At 59.3% G+C, this 20,307-nt stretch carries 19 protein-coding genes, 1 tRNA gene and 2 pseudogenes; 8 read left to right on the forward strand and 14 right to left on the reverse strand.

Translation table 11 applies throughout. The features are described 5' to 3' along the window. Positions 1-32: 32 nt before the first annotated feature. The 3 genes from NL532_RS15970 to NL532_RS15980 form a co-directional block, all read right to left on the reverse strand. The gene (locus NL532_RS15970) at positions 33-1,280 is read right to left on the reverse strand and encodes a hypothetical protein (protein WP_286487373.1); all 1,248 of its coding nucleotides are present in this window, start codon (positions 1,278-1,280) and stop codon (positions 33-35) included. Further along, positions 1,240-2,505, reverse strand: coding sequence for a hypothetical protein (locus NL532_RS15975; protein WP_286487374.1), 1,266 nt, complete (start codon positions 2,503-2,505; stop codon positions 1,240-1,242). Before NL532_RS15975 ends, NL532_RS15970 begins: the two co-directional genes overlap by 41 nt. Positions 2,506-2,693: 188 nt before the next feature. Continuing rightward, on the reverse strand, positions 2,694-3,839 hold the full coding sequence (locus tag NL532_RS15980; protein WP_155923779.1) for a hypothetical protein: 1,146 nt from the start codon (positions 3,837-3,839) through the stop codon (positions 2,694-2,696). Positions 3,840-4,081: 242 nt separating this feature from the next. On the opposite strand from NL532_RS15980, the pseudogene NL532_RS15985 reads away from it, so the two are divergent. After that, a pseudogene (locus tag NL532_RS15985) lies at positions 4,082-4,240 on the forward strand (DUF736 family protein); the annotation flags it as partial. Positions 4,241-4,327: 87 nt separating this feature from the next. On the opposite strand, the gene NL532_RS15990 reads toward NL532_RS15985, so the two are convergent. Further along, positions 4,328-4,825, reverse strand: a complete 498-nt coding sequence (locus tag NL532_RS15990; RefSeq protein WP_081730934.1) for a Ros/MucR family transcriptional regulator — start codon at positions 4,823-4,825, stop codon at positions 4,328-4,330. A gap of 282 nt (positions 4,826-5,107) precedes the next feature. Here NL532_RS15990 and NL532_RS32400 point away from each other — a divergent pair. Further along, positions 5,108-5,322 (forward strand): annotated as a pseudogene (locus NL532_RS32400) (DUF932 domain-containing protein); the annotation flags it as partial. A 103-nt stretch (positions 5,323-5,425) separates the two neighbouring features. On the opposite strand, the gene NL532_RS16000 reads toward NL532_RS32400, so the two are convergent. Both NL532_RS16000 and NL532_RS16005 read right to left on the reverse strand, forming a co-directional pair. Then, a complete protein-coding gene (locus NL532_RS16000; protein WP_031202881.1) occupies positions 5,426-5,653 on the reverse strand; it encodes a conjugal transfer protein TraD in 228 nt (75 codons plus the stop codon). A 1-nt stretch (position 5,654) separates the two neighbouring features. Next, on the reverse strand, positions 5,655-5,981 hold the full coding sequence (locus NL532_RS16005) for a conjugal transfer protein TraD (protein ID WP_023828690.1): 327 nt from the start codon (positions 5,979-5,981) through the stop codon (positions 5,655-5,657). Between the two features lie 172 nt (positions 5,982-6,153). Here NL532_RS16005 and traA point away from each other — a divergent pair, with 172 nt between their 5' ends. After that, positions 6,154-9,201 (forward strand): Ti-type conjugative transfer relaxase TraA, encoded by a 3,048-nt coding sequence (gene traA / locus NL532_RS16010; protein ID WP_023828689.1) that lies wholly within the window; start codon positions 6,154-6,156, stop codon positions 9,199-9,201. A 127-nt stretch (positions 9,202-9,328) separates the two neighbouring features. Next, a complete protein-coding gene (locus NL532_RS16015; RefSeq protein WP_023828688.1) occupies positions 9,329-9,532 on the forward strand; it encodes a helix-turn-helix transcriptional regulator in 204 nt (67 codons plus the stop codon). Here NL532_RS16015 and NL532_RS16020 read toward each other — a convergent pair. Next, the gene (locus tag NL532_RS16020) at positions 9,523-9,753 is read right to left on the reverse strand and encodes a helix-turn-helix domain-containing protein (protein ID WP_245270216.1); all 231 of its coding nucleotides are present in this window, start codon (positions 9,751-9,753) and stop codon (positions 9,523-9,525) included. The two genes, NL532_RS16015 and NL532_RS16020, sit on opposite strands and share 10 nt — an antisense overlap. 430 nt (positions 9,754-10,183) lie before the next feature. Continuing rightward, positions 10,184-10,444 (reverse strand): hypothetical protein, encoded by a 261-nt coding sequence (locus NL532_RS16025; RefSeq protein ID WP_023828687.1) that lies wholly within the window; start codon positions 10,442-10,444, stop codon positions 10,184-10,186. Positions 10,445-10,860: 416 nt separating this feature from the next. On the opposite strand from NL532_RS16025, the gene NL532_RS16030 reads away from it, so the two are divergent. Further along, positions 10,861-11,259, forward strand: coding sequence for a hypothetical protein (locus NL532_RS16030; RefSeq protein ID WP_196813833.1), 399 nt, complete (start codon positions 10,861-10,863; stop codon positions 11,257-11,259). Here NL532_RS16030 and NL532_RS16035 read toward each other — a convergent pair. The 4 genes from NL532_RS16035 to map all read right to left on the reverse strand — a co-directional run bounded on the left by NL532_RS16035 (position 11,249) and on the right by map (position 16,398). Then, entirely contained in the window at positions 11,249-12,334 is a 1,086-nt protein-coding gene (locus tag NL532_RS16035; protein ID WP_023828686.1) for a hypothetical protein, read from the reverse strand. The genes NL532_RS16030 and NL532_RS16035 overlap by 11 nt on opposite strands. A 1,052-nt stretch (positions 12,335-13,386) precedes the next feature. Further along, a complete protein-coding gene (locus NL532_RS16040) occupies positions 13,387-14,640 on the reverse strand; it encodes a tyrosine-type recombinase/integrase (RefSeq protein ID WP_023828685.1) in 1,254 nt (417 codons plus the stop codon). A 147-nt stretch (positions 14,641-14,787) separates the two neighbouring features. Continuing rightward, positions 14,788-15,453 carry a JAB domain-containing protein gene (locus tag NL532_RS16045; protein WP_023828684.1) on the reverse strand — a complete coding sequence of 222 codons (666 nt, stop codon included), beginning with the start codon at positions 15,451-15,453 and terminating at the stop codon, positions 14,788-14,790. Positions 15,454-15,564: 111 nt separating this feature from the next. Next, entirely contained in the window at positions 15,565-16,398 is an 834-nt protein-coding gene (gene map / locus NL532_RS16050) for a type I methionyl aminopeptidase (protein WP_023705982.1), read from the reverse strand. A 279-nt stretch (positions 16,399-16,677) separates the two neighbouring features. On the opposite strand from map, the gene NL532_RS16055 reads away from it, so the two are divergent. The 3 genes from NL532_RS16055 (at position 16,678) to NL532_RS16065 (ending at position 18,398) form a co-directional block, all read left to right on the forward strand. Beyond that, positions 16,678-16,974 (forward strand): DUF982 domain-containing protein, encoded by a 297-nt coding sequence (locus NL532_RS16055; protein WP_023667653.1) that lies wholly within the window; start codon positions 16,678-16,680, stop codon positions 16,972-16,974. Between the two features lie 146 nt (positions 16,975-17,120). Further along, on the forward strand, positions 17,121-17,396 hold the full coding sequence (locus NL532_RS16060; RefSeq protein ID WP_023681621.1) for a DUF6074 family protein: 276 nt from the start codon (positions 17,121-17,123) through the stop codon (positions 17,394-17,396). Positions 17,397-17,729: 333 nt separating this feature from the next. Then, positions 17,730-18,398, forward strand: coding sequence for a DUF2161 domain-containing phosphodiesterase (locus NL532_RS16065; RefSeq protein WP_023828683.1), 669 nt, complete (start codon positions 17,730-17,732; stop codon positions 18,396-18,398). Positions 18,399-18,543: 145 nt separating this feature from the next. Here the strand turns inward: NL532_RS16065 and NL532_RS16070 are convergent. Both NL532_RS16070 and NL532_RS16075 read right to left on the reverse strand, forming a co-directional pair. Further along, positions 18,544-18,618 (reverse strand) — tRNA-Glu (locus tag NL532_RS16070). Positions 18,619-18,950: 332 nt separating this feature from the next. Then, positions 18,951-20,072, reverse strand: coding sequence for a D-Ala-D-Ala carboxypeptidase family metallohydrolase (locus NL532_RS16075; protein WP_245259993.1), 1,122 nt, complete (start codon positions 20,070-20,072; stop codon positions 18,951-18,953). Positions 20,073-20,307 lie beyond the last annotated feature (235 nt).

Consider the following 20,307-nt stretch of genomic DNA (forward strand, 5'->3'; position numbering starts at 1 on the left):
AAGAGTTTTGGAGAGCAACCAGTCTAGTCCGATCACTGTCCCGCACTCGCCTCGAGGCCAGCACAAAATGATTCCGGATTTGTCGGATGCATCAGAACAGAATTTCGCATGCAGGCATCGTAAGAGACGGAGCCATAGCCTGTATCGGCATCGGGAGAGGCGAATCTGGAGCTTGAGCGCTGGGGAGACGCGTTGCCGTCGGAATTGTTACCACCCGCCTGCTTTTCGACCTCAGCGTTGTAAGCACGAAGCGTGGCCAAAAGCTCAGCTTGCGCCGCGATCAACATTGTTTTGTTCTCGGCATCGGTTTTCCCGATCACCAGTGCCCGAACAGGGATGGAAATGACCACTTGAGCTGTTCGCAACACAAAATCGGCCAGTGCATTGGCCTCACTCGGCTTGCTAACGCTGACGGATTGCAGGCTGCCATCCTCGAATTTGATTTTCATGCTGCGAGTCACAAACGCTGAACGCTTGATCTCAAGCATCATGGCAGGGGCGGCGTTTGCCATGGTTACGCGTTGCGAGCCAAACAATTGCCACGCCGGACCGACAGGATCGCGATTGCGTTTCATGGTGACGAGCTTGTGAGTAAGAAGCGGCTTATAGAGAACGCCCTTGATGCCGTCAGACTTCGGTGGCGGATTTCGGTCTATGATATCGAGTCCATAATAGGGAAATTCCTTTTTGGCCTGAGGACGATATCCGGAACACAAATCGTTCTCCCACTTTGGGACGTACGGATCGTTGGCGGGCTCCAGAAACAGGCAATAGTCAAGGTCACGGAGCGCGGCGTTCACGCGTAGCATTTGCGTGCGATCGAACGGATCGACCTCAAAGCGAGCTGTCACCAATTTCTTATCAATGACGTCGACAGCCCCTCTCGTTCCTGCAGCCGCAGCAACAGTTGCCGCCGCGTCGACGATCTGGTTGGCAATGTCGAGGGTCTGGTCATGGTTCGATGTGGAAATTTGCTCCAAAAGCAGTCCGCCGCGCTTGTCTGGCCCCGTGTCACGCTGGATGTTGACCTTGTCCTCAGCCCAGGCTGACGCAAGAAAATCCAGACAGTAAATCCGTGTCGGGTCAGGCTGCGCCACAATCTCGACAGCTCCAATGTCGTATCGGGCTGGGGTGCCTTTTGCCGGGTCGGGGTCGGCTTCAGTGTAAGTCACGTCGAATTTCAAAACATGTTTCGGCAGCGCGTAGGCGCCAGCACTATTTTGGCAGGCGAAGCCGTTTTCACTTTTGTGATTTCCCTGTTCGAACGAAGTCGTTGTCAAAACTGGCTGACAGCCCGCCAACGACATAAACGCTGGGCCAATGGCCATCGATATGAAGCACCGAAGGACGCGAGCCAGTCGGTTGCGAATAGCTGTCATCTGGGCAACTCCCCGGCGATGTCATCGCAAACGCCCGGCGAGATAAACGCTGCCTCTCCCGATTGGTCGGTGATTGTAGGGGAGGGGAGCAGCCGCCCGTACCGCAGCCCGTAGTGCCAGTAATAATGGCCCCTGTGCCTTTGCTGATATTAGGCTTCGCCGCCCCTTTGTTCTTCTCGAACTCGATAAATTGGCCCTGCGCGACAAGCAACTTGTCTTCAGCATCCAAAAGCAGCTGGGATTTGCTGGCGCGGTCTATTTCCGCCTTGATCGTGACGCTTGGCAGCGAAACGACGCCATAGACAATATCAAGTGGGATCTCGACTATTCCTCGGACGGAGCCGGACCTTGCGAGGCAGAAGTTCTTCAGGACGCCGTTGTCGAACTCAAGGCCAATCCTGCTCTTGGCAAAGGCGACGCGATTCAGGCCCAGCGAAACGATAGGTGAAAGGTTCTCCAGATAGACGGTCTTCGTCTCTCGAAGCTGCCAGGTTCCAGGCCCGCCGGCGTCATCCTTGGTGTAGACGGAAAGTCCGTAGGGCAGACGGGGCCGATACAGAATTCCCCCACGGTCGGGCTTTTCCCGAAGCCATCTTTTTTGCCTGGTATGGGCAAGCTTCTGCGAGGGGAAGTTCGACGATATTCGATGAGGGTTGCTGCAGTAGGCTTCTGGAGAGGTTTCCTTCATCTCGAAACTGTAGTCATCGAGAACGAGGCAGAAGCCGAACGATTTGATCCGGTCGTTGACGGCCGCCATCTCTTCGGCATCGAGCGGATCGACCTCGAATCTTCCAAGCAGAACCGGATCGCCAGTTTGGACCGCTGCCCTTGGATTGAAATCCGGACTGCGGGAAAGCACCACGAAGATAGCCCGGATCAGCTTCCGGATAACGGTGGCAGATTGGTCAACTGCGTAAGATGCGACATAGTTGAGCATGCCGGAAGCTGAAGGCGTAGCCGCCGGACCTGTCGCATAGCTCACAGAGAGCGTGTCGTCAGCGAAGGCATTTGCAACATAGTCCAGACAGTAGGTGAAATGAGTGTCGGGATGCGAAATCGGAGTGAGATTGTCAAGGAAGGGTGCAGAGGCCGGATATTTGGAAATCTCGAATTGCCAAGTGGTCATGGATAGGGAGTACGATCCAGCCTCTGTGCTGCATCTGACTGTGTCAGATGTTTGCTTGTTCGCAGTTTCTCCTGGAACCAAGGACACGCGATAGGATTCTGCCACGTTGCAGCCAGCCAGAAAGCCAAACATAACAATCATGCAAATCGCGAGCGGAATGCCCAATCGTAGCTTTGCTCGAGCGGTCATCAAGGCGCCGTGCAATAGATTGTTTGTTTGTCGTTCCACAGCGAGACCGAAAAGCTGGTCCTCTCGTCAGCGGGAACGAAAACATTCTCGAGGCCAGGATTTGCGGTCGCGCCAGACCAATTTTCGGGCACGTTTGAGTCGAGGCAACGGTAGAAAACGACGGCGGTCTTGTACTGTGGCGATACAAATGGCACCGGATCGTAACCGCACAAGCTGGTCGAGACACCGGCTGGAGCGGTGCACGAAGCCTTGTTTTCGCACTGGGTGCGCATAGCTGCAGTGGCATTGCACCAACGGTCTAGCGATCCAGGGGCTTTCGCCTTGCCACGTGCCAGGACCTTGCCGATGGCGCGGCGGTCGCCGTAGATTGCCGACACGATATGGACACGCTTTTGCGCGGCCACAGCGACCGGCATAAGAAGAGCATACAACCCGGCGACAGCAGTGCGGGCATCCCGGTCATTTTTGATTGTTTGCAGATTGGTATCCGCGACCTTGTCAACGCCAATTGCGTCCGTGATGGCCTGCACATGGGTTTGCATCTTTCCGAGCAGATCGGGCGGCCATGACTTTGTGAACAGCGCTAGCAAATTCGTGAGCGACTTGCGGACATTTTCATCAGTCTTTGGCGCTGCGGCGACCGCCGCGACCATTTTCGCATCGAGACGCAATAGAGAGGCTGCCGCGTTCTTTCTTGTGAGCAGTTCGTCCGCTTGGTTCGCGGCCAGTATCAGCGCATCGGCATAGGCATCACCGGGCAGGGTCGCGCCGGCCTTATTGAATTCCTTGAGCTGAGCGGTCAGTTTGTCGACCAGCTCCTTGTCCGGATCCGGTCGGCTTTGCGCCTTGGCAAGCGCCTGGAGGACGTCAATAAGCATCGTCAACTGGGTGCTGCTAATGCCATCGGCAGCACCATCCACTTGGAGAGCTTTCGTCAGCTCGACCAGCTTCTTGGCAACCTCGGATGGTGGTTGCGTATCGCCGCTGCTGGGAGGACTTTCCGTTGGTGTTGAAGTCGGCGCCACAACGGGCGTGCCTGGCGGAGACACATTTCGCAAATTCGTTTGCGCCCACAAGGCCAAGGAACTCATATTCAACATCACCGTTGCAAGAACGATGGCAGTAAAAGTTCGACCGATTCGCATCCCACCCTCGAATCAACTAAGGGCAGAGCGTATTCTCGTGGGAGGTGAAAAAATCCACCACACTATAAAATCCACAGATAAATCATATTTTGACGAGGCCGGCAGAAATCTAGCCCTGCGACTGCGCCCTCGAAAATTGCGCAGTGTAAAATTCCGACCAATTGATTCCGACAAATCGAAAAACCTTAGAATATTTTCTGCGACGATTTAAAACAAACCCCGATTTTTCGACGGTCTCGGTGATGGCAACTCGCTGGCAGAAGACCTCGCGCGAGGGCCGCGACTATTACTCCGTCAAGCTCGACGGTCCCAGCTTCCCCGCTGCGGTCTATGCGAGCTTGGTCGAGGCCGACACCGAGGGCGACTTCTCGCTCATCTGGTCCCGCCGCACCGCAGAGTGATCCGACAAAACACGAAGCCCCGCCGCAAGGCGGGGCTTCGCCATGTTCAGGTCAGGCGCAGCCTAGGCCTCTGTCAGATGCAGCAGGTTACGCTTTGGCTCGCGCCTTGCGCGCCTTCGTCACGGGCGACTTGATTGCCACCGCAGTGGTTCTCGCTGCCGCTGCACGCACGGCCGGTTTGCGTTTTTCTGCCGCGGCAGACGTGGGCGTCGCCGCCTTGCGCCCGAGCCCTATTGATTTCGCCAGGGCCGAGCGGGTGGCCGCGTAGTTCGGCGCGACCATTGGATAGTCGGACGGCAGGTTCCACTTCTGCCGATATTGGTCGGGGGTCAGATCAAAATGCTGGAGATGCCGCTTGAGCGATTTGAATTTCTTTCCGTCTTCCAGGCAGATGATGAAGTCGGGCGTTACCGATTTCTTGATCGAAACTGCCGGCTCCTGTTTTACCGCAGGTTCTACCGCCGGCGTGCCGATGCCATTCAGGGCGGCATGGATGTCGCCGATTAGTTTCGGCAACTCGCCAACCGGTACTGGATTGTTCGATACATACGCCGCGACAATGTCAGCCGTTATCGATACGGGTATTCAGTTTGTTGCCTTGCTCCAGAGCAGTGGTCATATAATTTCCCTTTTTTGTCTCGGATGAATTGAGCGACGTTTGATCTTTCTGCCCTGCCCACGACGCAAATAGTACGTTTCTTCGTAAAATCCACCTCTCTTGTGCAACGTGACAAGAGTAAGTTTCGCTTCTGTCGTTCCATCGGCTGGGTGCCCTCGCCGATCTCATCTAAAGCGTGGAGATTCCCTCGCTTTCCCGCCCGTTCCAGCTGTGCCGAGCAGTGCCGCTGGCTCGCACCCTCGCTATAGAGTTTCTATCAACGCGCGGTGCATGATCGCAACCTGGGGGCGGGAAGGTTTCGAGGGGAACACGATCTGGCGTTTGAAGTTTGCTCATAAGGCAGCGCCTGCTTTGGCGAGCTTCGCCAACTCAAGCCTTGCGCCCTTCATCATCAGGATCAAGGCCTCGGCGAAGGAAGATTGTCGGTAGCGACGAAGAACGCGAAACCCGCCTGCGCAAGCGCTTGACTGCGGCGTCGGCGCTGGCGCACCGGCGGTAGTCTGCTGTTCGGGCTGTGTGCCGGCCGCTGCTCGCGCCAACTGTGGCTAGGTTCGCCGGCCCATCCGCTATTCACGTCGTTCAGCATCGAACGCCTGCCGACCCTTTGCAGACCACAATCTTTTTGCTTGTTCGCCTTCATCGCTTTGCAGCTTGGCGGCGATCCAAAGCATCGCGCCGTAGATGGTAGCGCGATCGTCATTGGTGAGCTCGACAATGCCTGCCTTGACGACGAGCCCGCCGAGCTCGATGAGCTGCCGTGTGCGCTTGCGACGCTCGACCTGCCAGGCGCGCATGTCATTGCGAGCCAGAGCCGCTTGCCGGCGATTGTGAGCTGCCTTGTTGCGCTGGAGCGCCGCGAGGGTTGCGCTGAGATGCCAGAGCAGTTCGCCGGGAGCCGCTCTCGAAAAACATCACCCCACGCTTTGCCCATGCCTCACGCTTTGAGGTGTCTTTCGTCTCGGTGATTGCGACCAGTGCGCCGGCCAGTTCGTCGGTGCTGAGCTGATCGGCACCGGTGGCGATCACCAGTTCGCCAAGTTGCTGCACCTTTCGCGTTTTGAGCTCTCGCGCTTTTTCTTCCAGCGCCTTCAGTTCGGCGTCGAAGTCTCGTGGTTTGCGCATGGCTGTCTCCATCTGACGTCAATGGGGCAATGATAGGCGAGCGCCTGCCGGAAGGCTTCAGCGTTGCCGAGACAGCCCGGGACGGGCTGGTCCATCCCGAGATTTTTTCGAGGGAGGGCGCGCTTATACGTCGTGCCGACGTGCGCTTTGCCGTGCAAATGATCTGGTCGCGATGGCGATCTATCATCTTCACGTCAAGGTCATTGGCCGCAAGGCAGGCTCAAGCGTTGTGGCGTCGGCCGCCTACCGCTCGGCTTCGCGGCTGCGTGACGAGCGCATCGAACGCAGCCATGATTTTTCAGCCAAGTGTGGCGTCGTTCATTGCGAGGTGATGCTGCCTGCGGATGCACCCGAAGCCTGGCGCGACCGCGAGAGGCTGTGGAACGATGTCGAGGCGTTCGAGATGCGCAAGGATGCCCAGCTTGCCCGCGAGGTCGAGTTTGCACTGCCGCGTGAACTCAGCCAGGCGCAAGGCATCGAACTGGCGCGCGACTTTGTTCAGGCCGAGTTTGTCAGCAAGGGCATGGTCGCTGATCTCAATGTGCATTGGGACAGTGCAGAGGATGGCAGTCCAAAACCGCATGCCCATGTCATGCTCACCATGCGGTCGGTCGACGAGAATGGCTTTGGCGCGAAGGTTCGAGACTGGAATGCTACCCAGTTGGTCGAGCGCTGGCGCGAGCGGTGGGCGGAACTGGCCAATGAACGCCTGGCCGAACTCGACATTGACGCCCGCATCGATCATCGCAGTCTGGAAGCGCAGGGCATTGCGCTGGAGCCGCAGACCCAGATTGGTGCACCGGCGCAACGCATCGAGGGCAGCGGCCTTGCTGCTGGTGACACTGAAGCAGATCGCGCCGACCTGCATCGCGAGATCGCGCGCAACAATGGTGTGCGCATCATTGCGGACCCATTTGTGGCGCTCGACGCCATCACGCATCAGCAATCGACCTTCACCCGAAAAGACATTGCGAAGTTCGCGCATCGGCACAGTGACGGAATCGAGCAGTTCAACGAGGTTGCGCGAGCCATCACCAACGCACCCGATCTGGTCGAGCTCGGCAAAGACGGACGCGGCGAAGACCGCTTCACCACCCGGCAGATGATCGATACCGAACAGCGCCTTCACCGCGCGGCGGAATTGATGGCGGGACAAGATCGTCATGCTGTGAGTGATACACATCGCGAAGCCGCACTGGCGCGCGCAGTGCAGCGCGGGCCTATTCTGTCAGGCGAGCAGGCCGATGCGCTTGCGCACATCACCGATGGTCACGGTCTTGGTGTCGTCGTCGGCTTTGCCGGAACCGGAAAGAGCGCCATGCTGGGCGTTGCACGCCAGGCTTGGGCAGCAGCAGGCTACGAGGTTCGAGGCGCCGCACTCTCCGGCATTGCAGCCGAGAATCTCGAAGGCGGATCAGGCATCTCGTCACGCACCATCGCCAGTATGGAACATGGCTGGGGACAGGGCAGGGATATGCTCACAGCGCGTGATGTCCTGGTGATCGATGAGGTCGGCATGGTCGGCTCGCGCCAGTTGGAGCGCGTGCTCTCCCATGCGGCCAACGTTGGCGCTAAAGTCGTCCTCGTCGGCGATCCGCAACAGCTACAGGCAATCGAAGCGGGCGCCGCATTCCGTTCGATCCATGAGCGTCATGGCGGCGTCGAAATCGGCCAGGTGCGCCGTCAGCGCGAGGACTGGCAGCGCGATGCCACGCGCGATCTGGCAACCGGCAGGATCAATGCTGCGATCAGCGCCTACGACGCGCAAGGCATGGTGCATCAGGCTGCAACGCGCGACGAAGCGCGAGGTGAACTCGTCGAGCGCTGGGATCGCGACAGGCAGGCGCATCCAGAGGCAAGCCGGATTATTCTCGCCCACACAAACGACGAGGTGCGCGCCCTGAACCAGGCAGCGCGCGAGCGGCTGCGCGTTGCTGGAGAACTCGGCGACGAAATGCAAGTGACTGTCGAACGCGGCCCAAGAAACTTCGCCAGCGGCGACCGTGTCATGTTCCTGCGCAACGAGCGCGGGCTCGGCGTCAAGAACGGCACGCTCGGCGTGATCGAAGAGGTCAACATACGAAGGATGACGGTTCGCACCGATGACGACAGATCGGTTCGCTTCGACCTGAAAGACTACGCGCACATCGACCACGGCTACGCCGCGACCATTCACAAGGCGCAGGGCATGACCGTCGACCGGACCCATGTGCTCGCCACGCCGGGCATGGATGCACATGGCAGCTATGTCGCCCTGTCGCGTCATCGGGACGGGATGGACCTGCATTACGGCAGCGATGATTTTGCCACACGCGACCGGCTCATCCGCACGCTGTCACGCGACCGCGCCAAGGACATGGCATCCGACTATGAGCAAGCCGATCCAGCTCAGAGCTATGCCGAGCGGCGCGGCATCACATTCCGCGAGCGCGTGGTCGAGATCGTGCGCCGGATCGTTCCAGAGAAGCTGCGCGTTAGGATCGGCGGACTGCTGGACGGGTTGCGCTCGCCCGGAGACGGCGAGCCCAGGCAGGAACGTGGGCCTGGGCCGGGAAGGGAGAGTGTTGGGATGCAGATCGGAGATGCAGGTCCGACGCCCGCCAGAGGAAATCTTGCCACCGGAGTGCCGCGCGACACGAATGTGCCGGTTGACGCGGAAGCGGCGTTGCGCAGCGCTCGTACGAAGGCGCTTGTTCGTCACGCGCGCGCTCTCGACGCGATATCGCACAACGGAGATGCGGACGGGAAGGGCAGTCCCGTCCAGATGCGCGAATTGAGGGATGCGCGCAGCGCTTTCGAGAAGGTTCGGCCTCATGGCTGGCGCGATGCCGAAGCGGCTTATGTGAAAAATCCCGAGCTGGTTCGTGAAGCAGGTGCCGGCCGCGTCAATCGAATCGTGCTTGCTCTCCAGCTTGAAACGGAAATCCGCACCGGGCTGGACATCGATCCCGGCCGCCGGGCCGACCGTTTCGTCGAAGGTTGGCAAAAGCTCGACCGGACGGGACGGCAGCAATATCAGGCCGGCGACATGTCCGGCTACAAGTCAACCCGCTTGGCCATGTCCGATATGGCCAAGAGCCTCGAACGCGACCCGCAACTTGAATCCTTACTGGCAAACCGCAAACGCGAGCTTGGCATCAACGTGGATCTGGGTCGCCGCCTGGGCGCGGAACTGGCCTTCAGCCATGGCATCGGTAAGGGGCGGGGGATTGGGATCTAAGGCATGCCGATTTGCCGTCGTTTCCACGCCGCAGACGGCTGAAGCGGCAAACCTGATTGCCTGCGGCATGAGTTCGTCCAGTCTGCCCCGCAGATATCAGCAAGGACCAGTGAGGTGCAGGAAAGCCATGTCCGAGCCGGATCGTATTATACGCCTCAAAACCGTCCTTGCCAGGACCGGCCTGTCCCGCTCGACCATCTATCGCAAGATCGCCGAAGGCACGTTCCCCGCTCAGATCAAGATTAGCATTAACGGGGCGGGCTGGCGGGAATCCGATGTCAATCGATGGATTGCTGATCCCATCGCATGGCGAAAACAGCGTCAGTTCTGATTGCGCGACAAACGAACGCCAGGACCGCCGCCGTTCTCCGGGATGAACTCTATTCCCGCTGCTTCGAATGTGTTCCGTAGTGCAGAAACGGTCGTCCCCTTTAGTTGTTCTCCCCGTTCAAAGCGGGCAACAGTATCAGGTGAGACCCCGGCATTTCGAGCCAAGTCTCTCGTCCCCCACCCAAGGGCAACGCGCGCCATCTTGCACTGGACGACGTTCATTTCGTAACGTCGATACGATTTGCGTTGATCTGCATCGTCACTTGAGATATCGTAACCCTGATACGATTATGGGAGTCGCTTACTGCGGCTGCTGATGGTGTTACGACCACCCTCAGCAGCCTTGCCACGCCCCAAGCTGTTAGGAGCTCGGATCATGACTGATTCCGACAATAGCACGACTTTGCCTTCCGTCACGACCAGTCGCCGCGATCGGCAGAACGCAAGTGAGCCTGGACATTTGGAGGATACAGACCCAGCAATTCTGCTGATGCGAGGCTGGTCGCGGGCACAGCACGTTTCGCACGTCCTTTGCCGACTTCAGCAGCGCCTAGAGAGGCGCGTTCTCGACGCTGCAGACCCAGAAGGGATAGATGAGAAGGTCGGTTATTCAATCGCTTGCCAAGCGGAGGTAGAGGCCACAACTGCGGCTCTAAAGCTTCAGGACAAACTCCCCCACATACAGGCGCGGTCGCTTCTTGGCGTCGTCGCCAAGCTTGAAATCATTGCCGGCGCAGATCGCGACATCGACGACCCCACAGACTTTCCCTGGCCGCATATTGCGTCGGCCCTCGAGGACCTGAAGGAAATAGCCGGGAGCCTGCCACTCGAACAGCCTCAGCGATCTGTCGTTCACGCGGACTGCAGGCATTATCAGGCGATAGCGGCCGGCTTCGTCGGTCTGCAAATGCATTGCGCTAGCCTGTGGTTGGGGCAGGGGCCTGCGTTGGGACAACATGGACCAGAATAAACTCATGCGTTGAAGGCGGCTGTGCGTCACTGAACGCGGGCTTGAAACATAAAGCTAGGCGATCTCTTTCGTGCCGATGCGCGATTCACGAAGCAATCTTGAACGAACGACCCGATTTGATCGATCCCCGGACGGGGCAGCTCTGCTGTAGCAAGATGCAGGGCAAATCGCCGGCCATTTGAGCAGCTCTTCATAACTCGGCCGAATGTAAGCGGACAGAGGTGGCGCCCCAACTAACGACCGGCACCGCAGGTTTACCCTAAACTGCCCGCGTAGAAGTTCCCGTCAAAACCAAGAAGGAACTCCCTCCATTGACTGAAGCGGCTAAGCGGGGGGGAGCGGCGCGAGTTGGAGGCGCGGTGGCGCTCGACCGGTCAAGCGCAGCCGCCACTGGCACGTTCACTTCACCTCAACCCTCGGCATCCTGGATCAACCAACTCGAGCGCTTCTTCGGTTTGCTCACCGAGCGCCAAATACGTCGCGGCGTGCACCGATCCACTGCAGAGATCGAAGTCGCTATCCACGCCTACCTTGAGGCTCACAATGCCAATCCGAAACCCTTCCGGTGGGGCAAGGCTGCCGATGACATAACCGCTACCGTCGACCGCTTCTGTAGCCGCACACTCCAAACAACCGCTACTTTGCGGCGAACTTCGGATTTAGGACAAAAATCTAGCGGCTGGCCGATTGGCGGCCAGGCGAATGAGGCTGTGATACTTCAGTCTGACCTGAGCGCCGTTGGCGTCATTATTTCTTGATGCAGATGAACTGCCTCCAAATATGGCCGACGCATCCACCTGACGATATGTGGAATGGTTTCATTTTCACAAGGTCGTAACCCTTCTGGCATGGTGCCTTAGTCCAGGGGTCCCACTTAGCCTCCGGAACGGCTTTATCCCCCCAGTCATAGGTGCACCCCATGGCATGAAAGCCTTCGCTGTTCCCGAGGGGCGGTTTGTCCCCGCGATAAACCGTGATCGCATAGGCACGAACCGTATCGAGTCGAGATTGAAGTGCACCAGCTAGCGCCGTGCTGTTGCTCAGATCTTGCTTCAGCACGGCGATGGCTTTGTCACGCGCCTCGATTTCTGCTGCTGCCTCACTCGAGAGCTGAGGGCTAAGAGCGGCGTCAGGCTGTAGGAACAGTCGAAAGGGGTATTTGGAGCGAGCGAGCGTGATCGTCAAATAGTCTGTATCAAAGATAAACTTCCCATCCACTATCTCACCGTGGCGACGACAATCGATGGTGAAGCTCGTTGCCGACACGTATTGCTGTCCATACTTAAGCGGTTGACCTCCCATTTGGGGACTGACGCACACAAGGTTTGGGGAGGAATTGATACTGGTGAGGGTGATTGGGTCACTGTCGGTCTTGTCCACCCGGATCGTCGCGGCGCTTGCAGAAACGACTGTCGGACGAATTGTCACTTGATGCTCGGCCAGTTCCATACAGGCATTGAAGTTCCCCAAGGCCGAAGTAACGACCTCACGGGAGAACGAATCGACCGCGAAGAACGACTGTGTTAACGATCCGTAACTTGAGCAGAAGAGTTTTGCCTTCTGGTATTTGTCTGTGACTCCGGTATCGGAGCCGAGTGGGATACCCTCAAAGAGAATATCGACCTTGGAGGTAAAGTTGAAATCGTTTTTGACGTTCGAGCCATCGCACATTTCTGTGCGAAGCTTCTCATATTGAGCGCTCCGCTGCTGTTCGTATGAAAGATTGGCTGTCGAAACCCTATATACATCCACGCATCCAGATGCGATGTCAGTTTGAGCAAACGCTTGGGTTGCAAAAACTGGAAGTAACGCCGTCACGATCCACTTGACCATATTCTCCCCCGAATTGCAAAAATGCACGTCTGCATACTAGCATAGGTTGTCGAGAATGACAGGCCGGATAACAATAAGGCCGCTTGTGGCAAATCCGCGTTGTAGGATCGAGCGACTGGAATAAGTATGGCCCATCTGCGATCTTTTCAACAAGCGATAGCGTGTCTATGAACACGTCGGGCATATGCCACGGAGTTCTTCGAGAACGGCAAACGATTAATCTCCTGCCGGCATGCTTTCAACAATTGGCTAGTGTGGGCGTCTCAGGCTAATGGTAACCGCCCCGTGGAAACACTATCGCCGCCGATGATCCTGTATACCAAGGACCGAAAGGTCGTCTATAATTCGGCGACCGTTCCACCCAACGACTTACTGAAATGCACTTTTCTGAATACCGACGCTCGGATCAATGTCGAGGATTTCGGCAAGCCGAACTCAATATCGAAAGCTTGGCTCGCCTATTTACACTCCGACGTCACCTGGCTTGAGCCAACTCCGAGCTCGTCCCTGGGCAACCTATCTCCTACAGCGTGGATTTTTCCAAGTGTTCAATTGGCGACACGGTGGATATCGCCGGCTATCCTGGGAAGACCCATTACTTCAGCGATGGTAGAGGAGATACGTCGGGCGGAAAATTGGTCGTGTCGGCTGGCAAATTAATTCGACTGAGTGAGGCACAGATGGCCGTCGAGACCTCAAATCTTTCCAAGACTGGGAGTAGCGGAAGCCCGCTTTTCACTGAGGATGGGCGTATTATGGGATTACATTGCAATGGGAGCGCACTGCCGAAGTTAGATGATCCGGAAACGGCGCGCACGATTTCATTCATACTGAATCATGATGGGCTCAAGAAAGTATGGGCCGCATTTCCGTTTTAGGTTGTCGGCGACCCGGCCGAAACTCCGAAGGAAGGAGTCATGCGTTCGAATCGCGTCGGGTGCACCCGACAAGATTCGAACCTGTGACCTCTGCCTTCGGAGGTCTGTTCCCAAGTTAAGTTCTCAACCTCTGCCAGCGATTACAGATCTGATGCCGGCGAGGAATAGAAATCGTCAGGCGGCTTCTTTGAATGCAGCTCTACGCTTCTTCTTCACCAGGATGTCGCGCACAAACTTGTCCCAGCGCGCCATGGCGGCACGCTTTTCCGGCATGTAATTCCAGCGATCGTAGCTCTTGGAACTAACATCCTGCAGGGTATGGTTCTGTAATCGGTCTCGGATCTCCTTCGAGAGCCCTGCCTTTCCGGCAAGCGTCTTCCAGGTTCGCCGGAGATCGCGGTTTGTGACGACGGGAATGACCTCTCGATCGCGTTGGCGCCACATGAACGAATAGAGCGTGCCATGGCTGACCGGCTTGGAGGGGTCGGTTGCCGATGGAAAAAACCAGCCAAATTCATTCGGCCTGATCGACCCGATTAGCTCGGCCGCGATCTTGGGAACGGGAATGGCGTGAGGCTTTCCATTCTTAGTATTGGACCAATCGATGATGCGTTCGGCCGCATCCCATTGATCGACGTGTAGCCGAGCGATCTCCTCGACGCGCTGGCCGGTCAGCATGAGAATTCTTACGGCACGTGTGTAAGGGGGGTGGACCGGCGCATCGGGAGATTCGAGCCAACGATAGAGACGGAAAAATTCCTCTTCGTCCAACCAGCGCGTTCCAACTTTTTTCGGTTCGGTTGGAATACCTGCAGCTGGATTGTAGACGAGACGAAAGCGACGGACCGAGGTTGAGCGGTAATCATGCTCGGATTTCAGCCCCCAACTGTAGGCCGATCGAATATAGCTGCGAACATGATCCGCCATGGACCGTTTGCCTCGCTGATAAATCGGGCGAATGAGGTCCCTGATCTCATCAGGCTCGACGTCGCGGGCAGGGCGGTTGCGACCGAGCGAATCGGCGATCTTGTTCAAGCCCTTTTCGGCCTCCTTCCATGAAGGTTTTGCATCTGCCTTGAGCGACGCGACGTAGGCCTCGAACAGATCCGCGACCGTGCCGGGTCTCGTGTCGCCCGCAATCTTAATGCTGCGTCCCTTCTGGATCATATCGGCGAAGTCGCGTTTGAAAATCTCCCGGGCCTGACCGAGGCCCATTGACGGATACGAGCCGAGCTTTTTCTTGAGACGCTTTTGGTCTCGCCACTGCTGGGCCATCCAGTCCGCCGTTACGCGAGTCGGCATTGGCTTTATCACTAAAACGAGGCGGCCTGTTCCGTGGCCCTCGCCATCGACAAGGTTCTGCTGCTTTCCAGTCTCCTCGACCTGCTTCAAAGCGCGGCGAATCTCTCCATCGGTAAGGCTTGGCACTGGGGTCTCCCGTAGGCTTTCGAGTGGGATCGGCTGACGGGTAGTAGGGGTCTGTGATTGGGATCAAAACGAGCATCGATCCCCCTAAAACCGACCCCAATATGTCACAATGTCCGACTCTGCGACAAGTCAAAAAAGCAATAGGTATCAACATGCTGCAGCGTGATCGTGCGTGATCGAAAAGATACGAGTGGGATGATTATGCACCAGGATGACGGCGCTGGCCGACAGTTCCAGCGCGCGCTTGATCACTTCGCGCGGATAGACCGGCGTGTGGTCCACGGTGCCGACCTGCTGTACCTCGTCGGCGATCAGCACGTTCTTCTTGTCGAGGAACAGGATGCGGAAATGTTCGCGGTTCTCGAACGCCATCGCCGAGCGGCAGTACGCAAGAAGCTGCGTCCAGTTGGACAGCACCTCGCGGTCGCGAACCTCGGTCCGCGCCATGCGCTGCGCGGCAGCGGCAATCACCTTCAGGTCGACCGCCACGGCGGGGCCGATGCCCTTCACCTCCTGCAGCAGCGCCACCGGTGCGCCAAGCACTTCGCCAAAAGTGCCGAAGCGCGCCAAAAGCGCCTTGGCGATCGGCTTGGTGTCGACGCGCGGGATCAGGCGAAACAGCAGCAGTTCGAGAAGTTCGTAGTCGGGCAGGGCGTCCGCGCCGCCGGCAACGAAGCGCTCGCGCAAGCGGTCGCGATGGCCGTGATAGTGTGGCTTGTCCGTCGATTTGTCTCTTGGTGCCTTGTCCTTCGCCGGTGGTTCAAGCCACCGCTCGGAGAAGAACCCCCGTTCGTCGTCACCGCTGTTCCCCATCGACCCCCCACACTCCCCGAAGGCTTCGACGGCAGATTAGAGCGGTAAGCAGCGCGCGGTCGAGTTTTTTCGGCGACGGCCTCAAAGCCGCGGCTTGAGGCGATCTTGTTTTCAGCTGACCGGCGGCAGGCCGGGGCGGTCGAGCTTGTTTGGCGACAGGGTGAAAATCTCGCAGCCAGTTTCGGTGACGCCGATCGTGTGTTCGTACTGCGCCGACAGCGAGCGGTCGCGCGTCACCGCCGTCCAGCCGTCCGACAGCACTTTCACATGCGGCCGGCCAAGATTGATCATGGGCTCGATGGTGAAGATCATGCCCGGCCGCATCTCGACGCCTTCCGAGGCGGTGCCATAGTGCAGGATGTTGGGTGCGTCGTGGAACAGCTGGCCAACGCCGTGGCCGCAGAAATCGCGCACCACCGAGCAGCGCTCTGCCTCGGCATAGGTCTGGATGGCGGCGCCGATGGCGCCGGTGCGGGCGCCGGGCCGGACCGCCGCGATGCCGCGCATCAGGCACTCGTGGGTGACTTCGAGCAGGCGTTCGGCGGCGCGCTTGATGGTGCCGACGGGATACATGCGCGAGGAATCCCCGTGCCAGCCGTCGAGGATGTAGGTGACATCGATGTTGACGATGTCGCCATCCTTCAACGGCTTGTTGTCTGGAATGCCGTGGCAAACGACGTGGTTGATCGAGGTGCAGGACGATTTGGTGTAGCCGCGGTAGTTGAGCGTCGCCGGTAGCGCGCCTTGGTCCATGCCGAATTCGAAGACGAAACGGTCGATGGTCTCGGTGGTGACACCCGGCTGGACCATCGGCACCAGTTCATCGAGGCAGCGCGCGGTGAGATCGCAGGCCTTGCGCATGCCGGCAAATCCTTCTTCGGCATAGAGGCGGATCTGGCCGGTATTCCTGAGGGGTGCCGTGGCGGCGTCGAGATAGGTGACCATAGTGTCCGTTTGCCTGTAAGCGGGCGGCGCATACCAGCCCGTTAGAAAATTTCCTCAGATTTGGCACTGCAAGCCGCAAGGTTCAAGGAAGAACTGCCGGCAATGGACTGATACTGGCGATATTCCTAGCTTGCGCGGCCGCTCAGATGACATCCAGGTGCGCGATCTCCTCCGAATGCCGAGATCGCACTGACGACACATTTTCGCGCAAAAGCAGCCAAAGCAACTTTTGACGACGAACGGCGTTGCTGTGGTCGACGCCAGTTCGGGAGATATAGAATGGACAGATTGCAATTCGAGGTGCCGGTGCGCATCGCGCCCGCGCCCGGGCTGCCGGTAGAGGAAATATACAGCGTCGAACAGGCGCTGGATATCCTGCATGACTGGCCAAAGAAGCGACAGGGCAAGGTCTATGAGGCGGCGTTCAATGCCTGCTTCGGGGCCACGGTGGATGTGGTCAAGACTGAGGATGCCTGGCGCGCCTTCATGGCGTTTTGCCGGGTCAGTGGCCTGCTGGCCAGGGATATGATGGTTACGGCCAAGCGCGCCGGCGAGGCGAGGGGCCTGAGGGTCTAGAGTTCTGCTTGGCCTGGAGGCCGGCCAACCGACTCGTTCCAATCGGCGCGGACTCCGCGGCGTTAAGGTTCCGTTTCCGACTTCACAGCTAGGCATGAGCCATAGAGCAGCGTCTGATTCGTTGCGTCGGTTTCATGGTGCAGAACATGTCTTCAGCCAATGTGCGTACCTTCCCGCTAGATCGGCAGACCGTGCTGGTGCGCGAGGTCGCCGCAAGGCTGGGCAGACTGCACGGCGACACGGCCACGTCGTTCTGGAAGGCCACGGCGCGCGAACTCCTCGACAAGGCGGTCGCGGCCGGCTGCGATGCGGCTTCGGCGGCCAACGATGTCCGCCGGTTTTTTGCCGCGGTCCAGGACGAGATGCATTTCAAGGCGGACGATGCCGCACCAGGGCAGCGCCGGACGCGCACCCGCCCCTAGCCTCAAAACACACGCGCTCATCATTGTGTGGCCAACCGTGGACCGGTCTTGGCGTCGACGGATCTCGGGTCCTACGCTGTCGATTGTGCCGTCCCAGCCACGGCGAGCGCCTTGTTGAACGCGAGACAGGCGATGAAATACTGGTCGCGCTCGGCCCTGGCGACGTCGGTCATCGCCAAGGAAATCGTCGAGCGCTATGGCGGGACTATCATGCCGGAGAACCTGCCTGACGGATGGCTTTTGCAGATGGTGGGATCGACGCGGTTTAGCGCAAGGCGTCGGCCTCTCGGCCATCCCTGTGCCGACCCGATCCGAATCGGCTATGCCTGCGCGATGCAGGAAACGTCTCTCTACATCCCGGTGAAGCGGTTTCTCGAGAGCCTGGAGTTCACGGTCAAGGGCGAAGTCGGCGACTGCGATATCGTGGCGGTGCGCGACGGCGAGCCGCCTGTGCTGGTCATCTGCGAACTGAAATTGCAGTTCAACCTCGAACTGGTGCTGCAAGGTGTCGATCGCGCCGCGGCATGCGACGAAGTGTGGCTGGCGGCGCGCATGTCGGCGCGTGGCAAGGGCCGCGAGCACGACCGCCGTTTTCGCGCGCTGTGCCGGCGGCTCGGCTTCGGGCTTCTGGCTGTCAGCGGCAAGGGGGAGGTCGAATTGCTGCTCAGCCCGGCGGCTCTGCCGCCGCGCCGCGATCCGAAGCGCCGCTCCCGGCTGATGGAGGAACACCGGCGCCGGCGCGGCGATCCGGTGGTCGGCGGCGGTTCGCGCGCGCCGATCATGACCGCCTACCGGCAGGATGCGCTGGCCTGCGCCGCAGCCATGACCGACGGGCCGAAACGCCCGCGCGATCTGAAAGCGATTTCGCCACGCGCGCCCAGCATCCTCTTGGACAATGTCTATGGCTGGTTCGCCAGGGCCGAGCGCGGCGTCTACGCGCTGACCGAGGGTGGCCACGCGGCGTTACAGCGCTGGCCGCAGGTAGCGCACGACCAAGGGTGAGTGCCGGAGATTGCCGCGAGCAGGCGCCGAGGGAAACCTCGGCACGGCAGCCGCTGTTCGCCGTTTCAACCGATTCGCCGCGCCACCGTTCCAGCCGCTGCTAGTTCGGCGGCTGCCGCGAGGCTTCTTGTTTTCCTGAAAGATCTGGTACGCCCAAGGGGAATCGAACCCCTGTTACCGCCGTGAAAGGGCGGTGTCCTAACCGCTAGACGATGGGCGCGCTCAGACGAAGCGGCTTATAATTGCGTTGTTGCCAACCGGCAACCCATCAGCCGCCAGATGCCAAAACTTTTTTCAAGAGGGGCGAAAACGGCCAGTTTGGTGAGCCAGCCCAGGTTTTCTGCCCTCGCGTCATTGCACATCTTTGGAGATTAGCCTGAACGCCCCGCGCAGTCGTCATCCTATGGTCTGCGCTGCGTCGCTGCGCGCCTTGCTTCGCCATAGGATGACGAAGTCGCGGGTGCCTCGGCTAATCTCGAACGTCGCTGATAGCTAATCGGGAAAAACGGCAGGCTGCTAACGGCCCCTCGGCCCGTTTGCCGAATGGGGATGCTAACCCCGCCGGCGGCAGCGCCAATTCCAGTCGCGCTCGGGGCCGACGTCGACGTGAACGGATTCGGTATGGCAGTAGGTGCCGACGCCGCCGCGGCCGGGCATGGTTCGGATGTAGCTCGCCAGTTCCCATTTGGAGACGCCGGGAACCTGGATGTCGGCGGCGGCGCAATACATGTGCAGCGAATTCTTGGCGCCGTTGGCGCGCCGGTTGCGGGCCGGGTCGCGGTAGCCTGATGTGACCATCATCTTGCGGCCGTAATGGCCTTCGATGGTCTTCAGCACACGCACCAGCGACGGCTTCAGGCAGGCGACGTCGACGCTCTCGTTTTGCTTCAACAGGCCATTGGGCGCCAGCCGGGCGAGGCCGGCGGCGGAGGCCACCTGATAGGCGCCGCCCGAACCCTCGTCCTCGTTCAGGTCGACGTCGCTTTCGTCGTCGAGGCCGGATTTGCGCTTGATCTCGAACAGCGCCGTCTGGCGCACCCCGGGCAAGGCATCGCTGCCGGTGATGTGGTTGCTCTCGTTGCCAAGCGAGGCAAGCTGCAAGGGCTTGTCGGCGGAATTGGCTGACGCTAGCGTGATGATCGGCTTTGCCGGGACGGCCTTCTGGGAAGCAACCGCAGGCTGTTCGCCCGAGCGCGAGTTGACCAGCGGAGCAGGTGCCGCGGAGGTTGGCGTGGTGCTGAACAGTGAGGCCAGGAAGCCCTTCTTCGGCGTGTCGATCTGCTGGGGCGCGGCGGTCACGTAGACCTCGTTGGTCGCGGGTGCCGCTGCCGTCGCTTTCGGTGCGGTCACGCCGGCATCGGCGGCGGCGATCTTCTGCGCCACGGCGTCCGTTGCGGCCGCGGTCTGTGCTGACTGCTGCAGCGACTGCGGCGTCTGGCCGACAATGGTTTCGGAGCCGGCGGGAACATTGACCGGGAAGCCGGTGCCGGGCTTGGCCACCGGCACATAGGCGACCTGCTCGGGCAGTGTCGCATCGCCCGCTGCCGTCATCATCATCTGCGGCCCGGTGGATGTGACCTGCACGGTCGAATCGCCCGGCGCCGCAGGGCTGGCGCCGGAAGCCGCGGCGATGTCAGAAGCGGTCGCGTTGTAGCCAGGCATGCCGACGGACATTGTGGGGTCGCCAGCGGAGGTGCAGGACGCCAGAAGCACGGAGAAAAGCGCTGCCGCTATAGTGCGACCTTCTCTCCCCGCGAGACGCGATCCTGCTGATTTCAAAACTAAATTCCCCCTCGGTGTCCGGTCGGCCTGCTATTGGTGCGGCGTCGAAACGTTCACATCCAATAACCTTGTGTTCCCAAACCGGAAACGAGACTTGTGTCAATTCTGCAAGCCTCTGAATTATTTG

This window comes from Mesorhizobium sp. C120A (assembly GCF_030323105.1).
Lineage (GTDB): Bacteria > Pseudomonadota > Alphaproteobacteria > Rhizobiales > Rhizobiaceae > Mesorhizobium.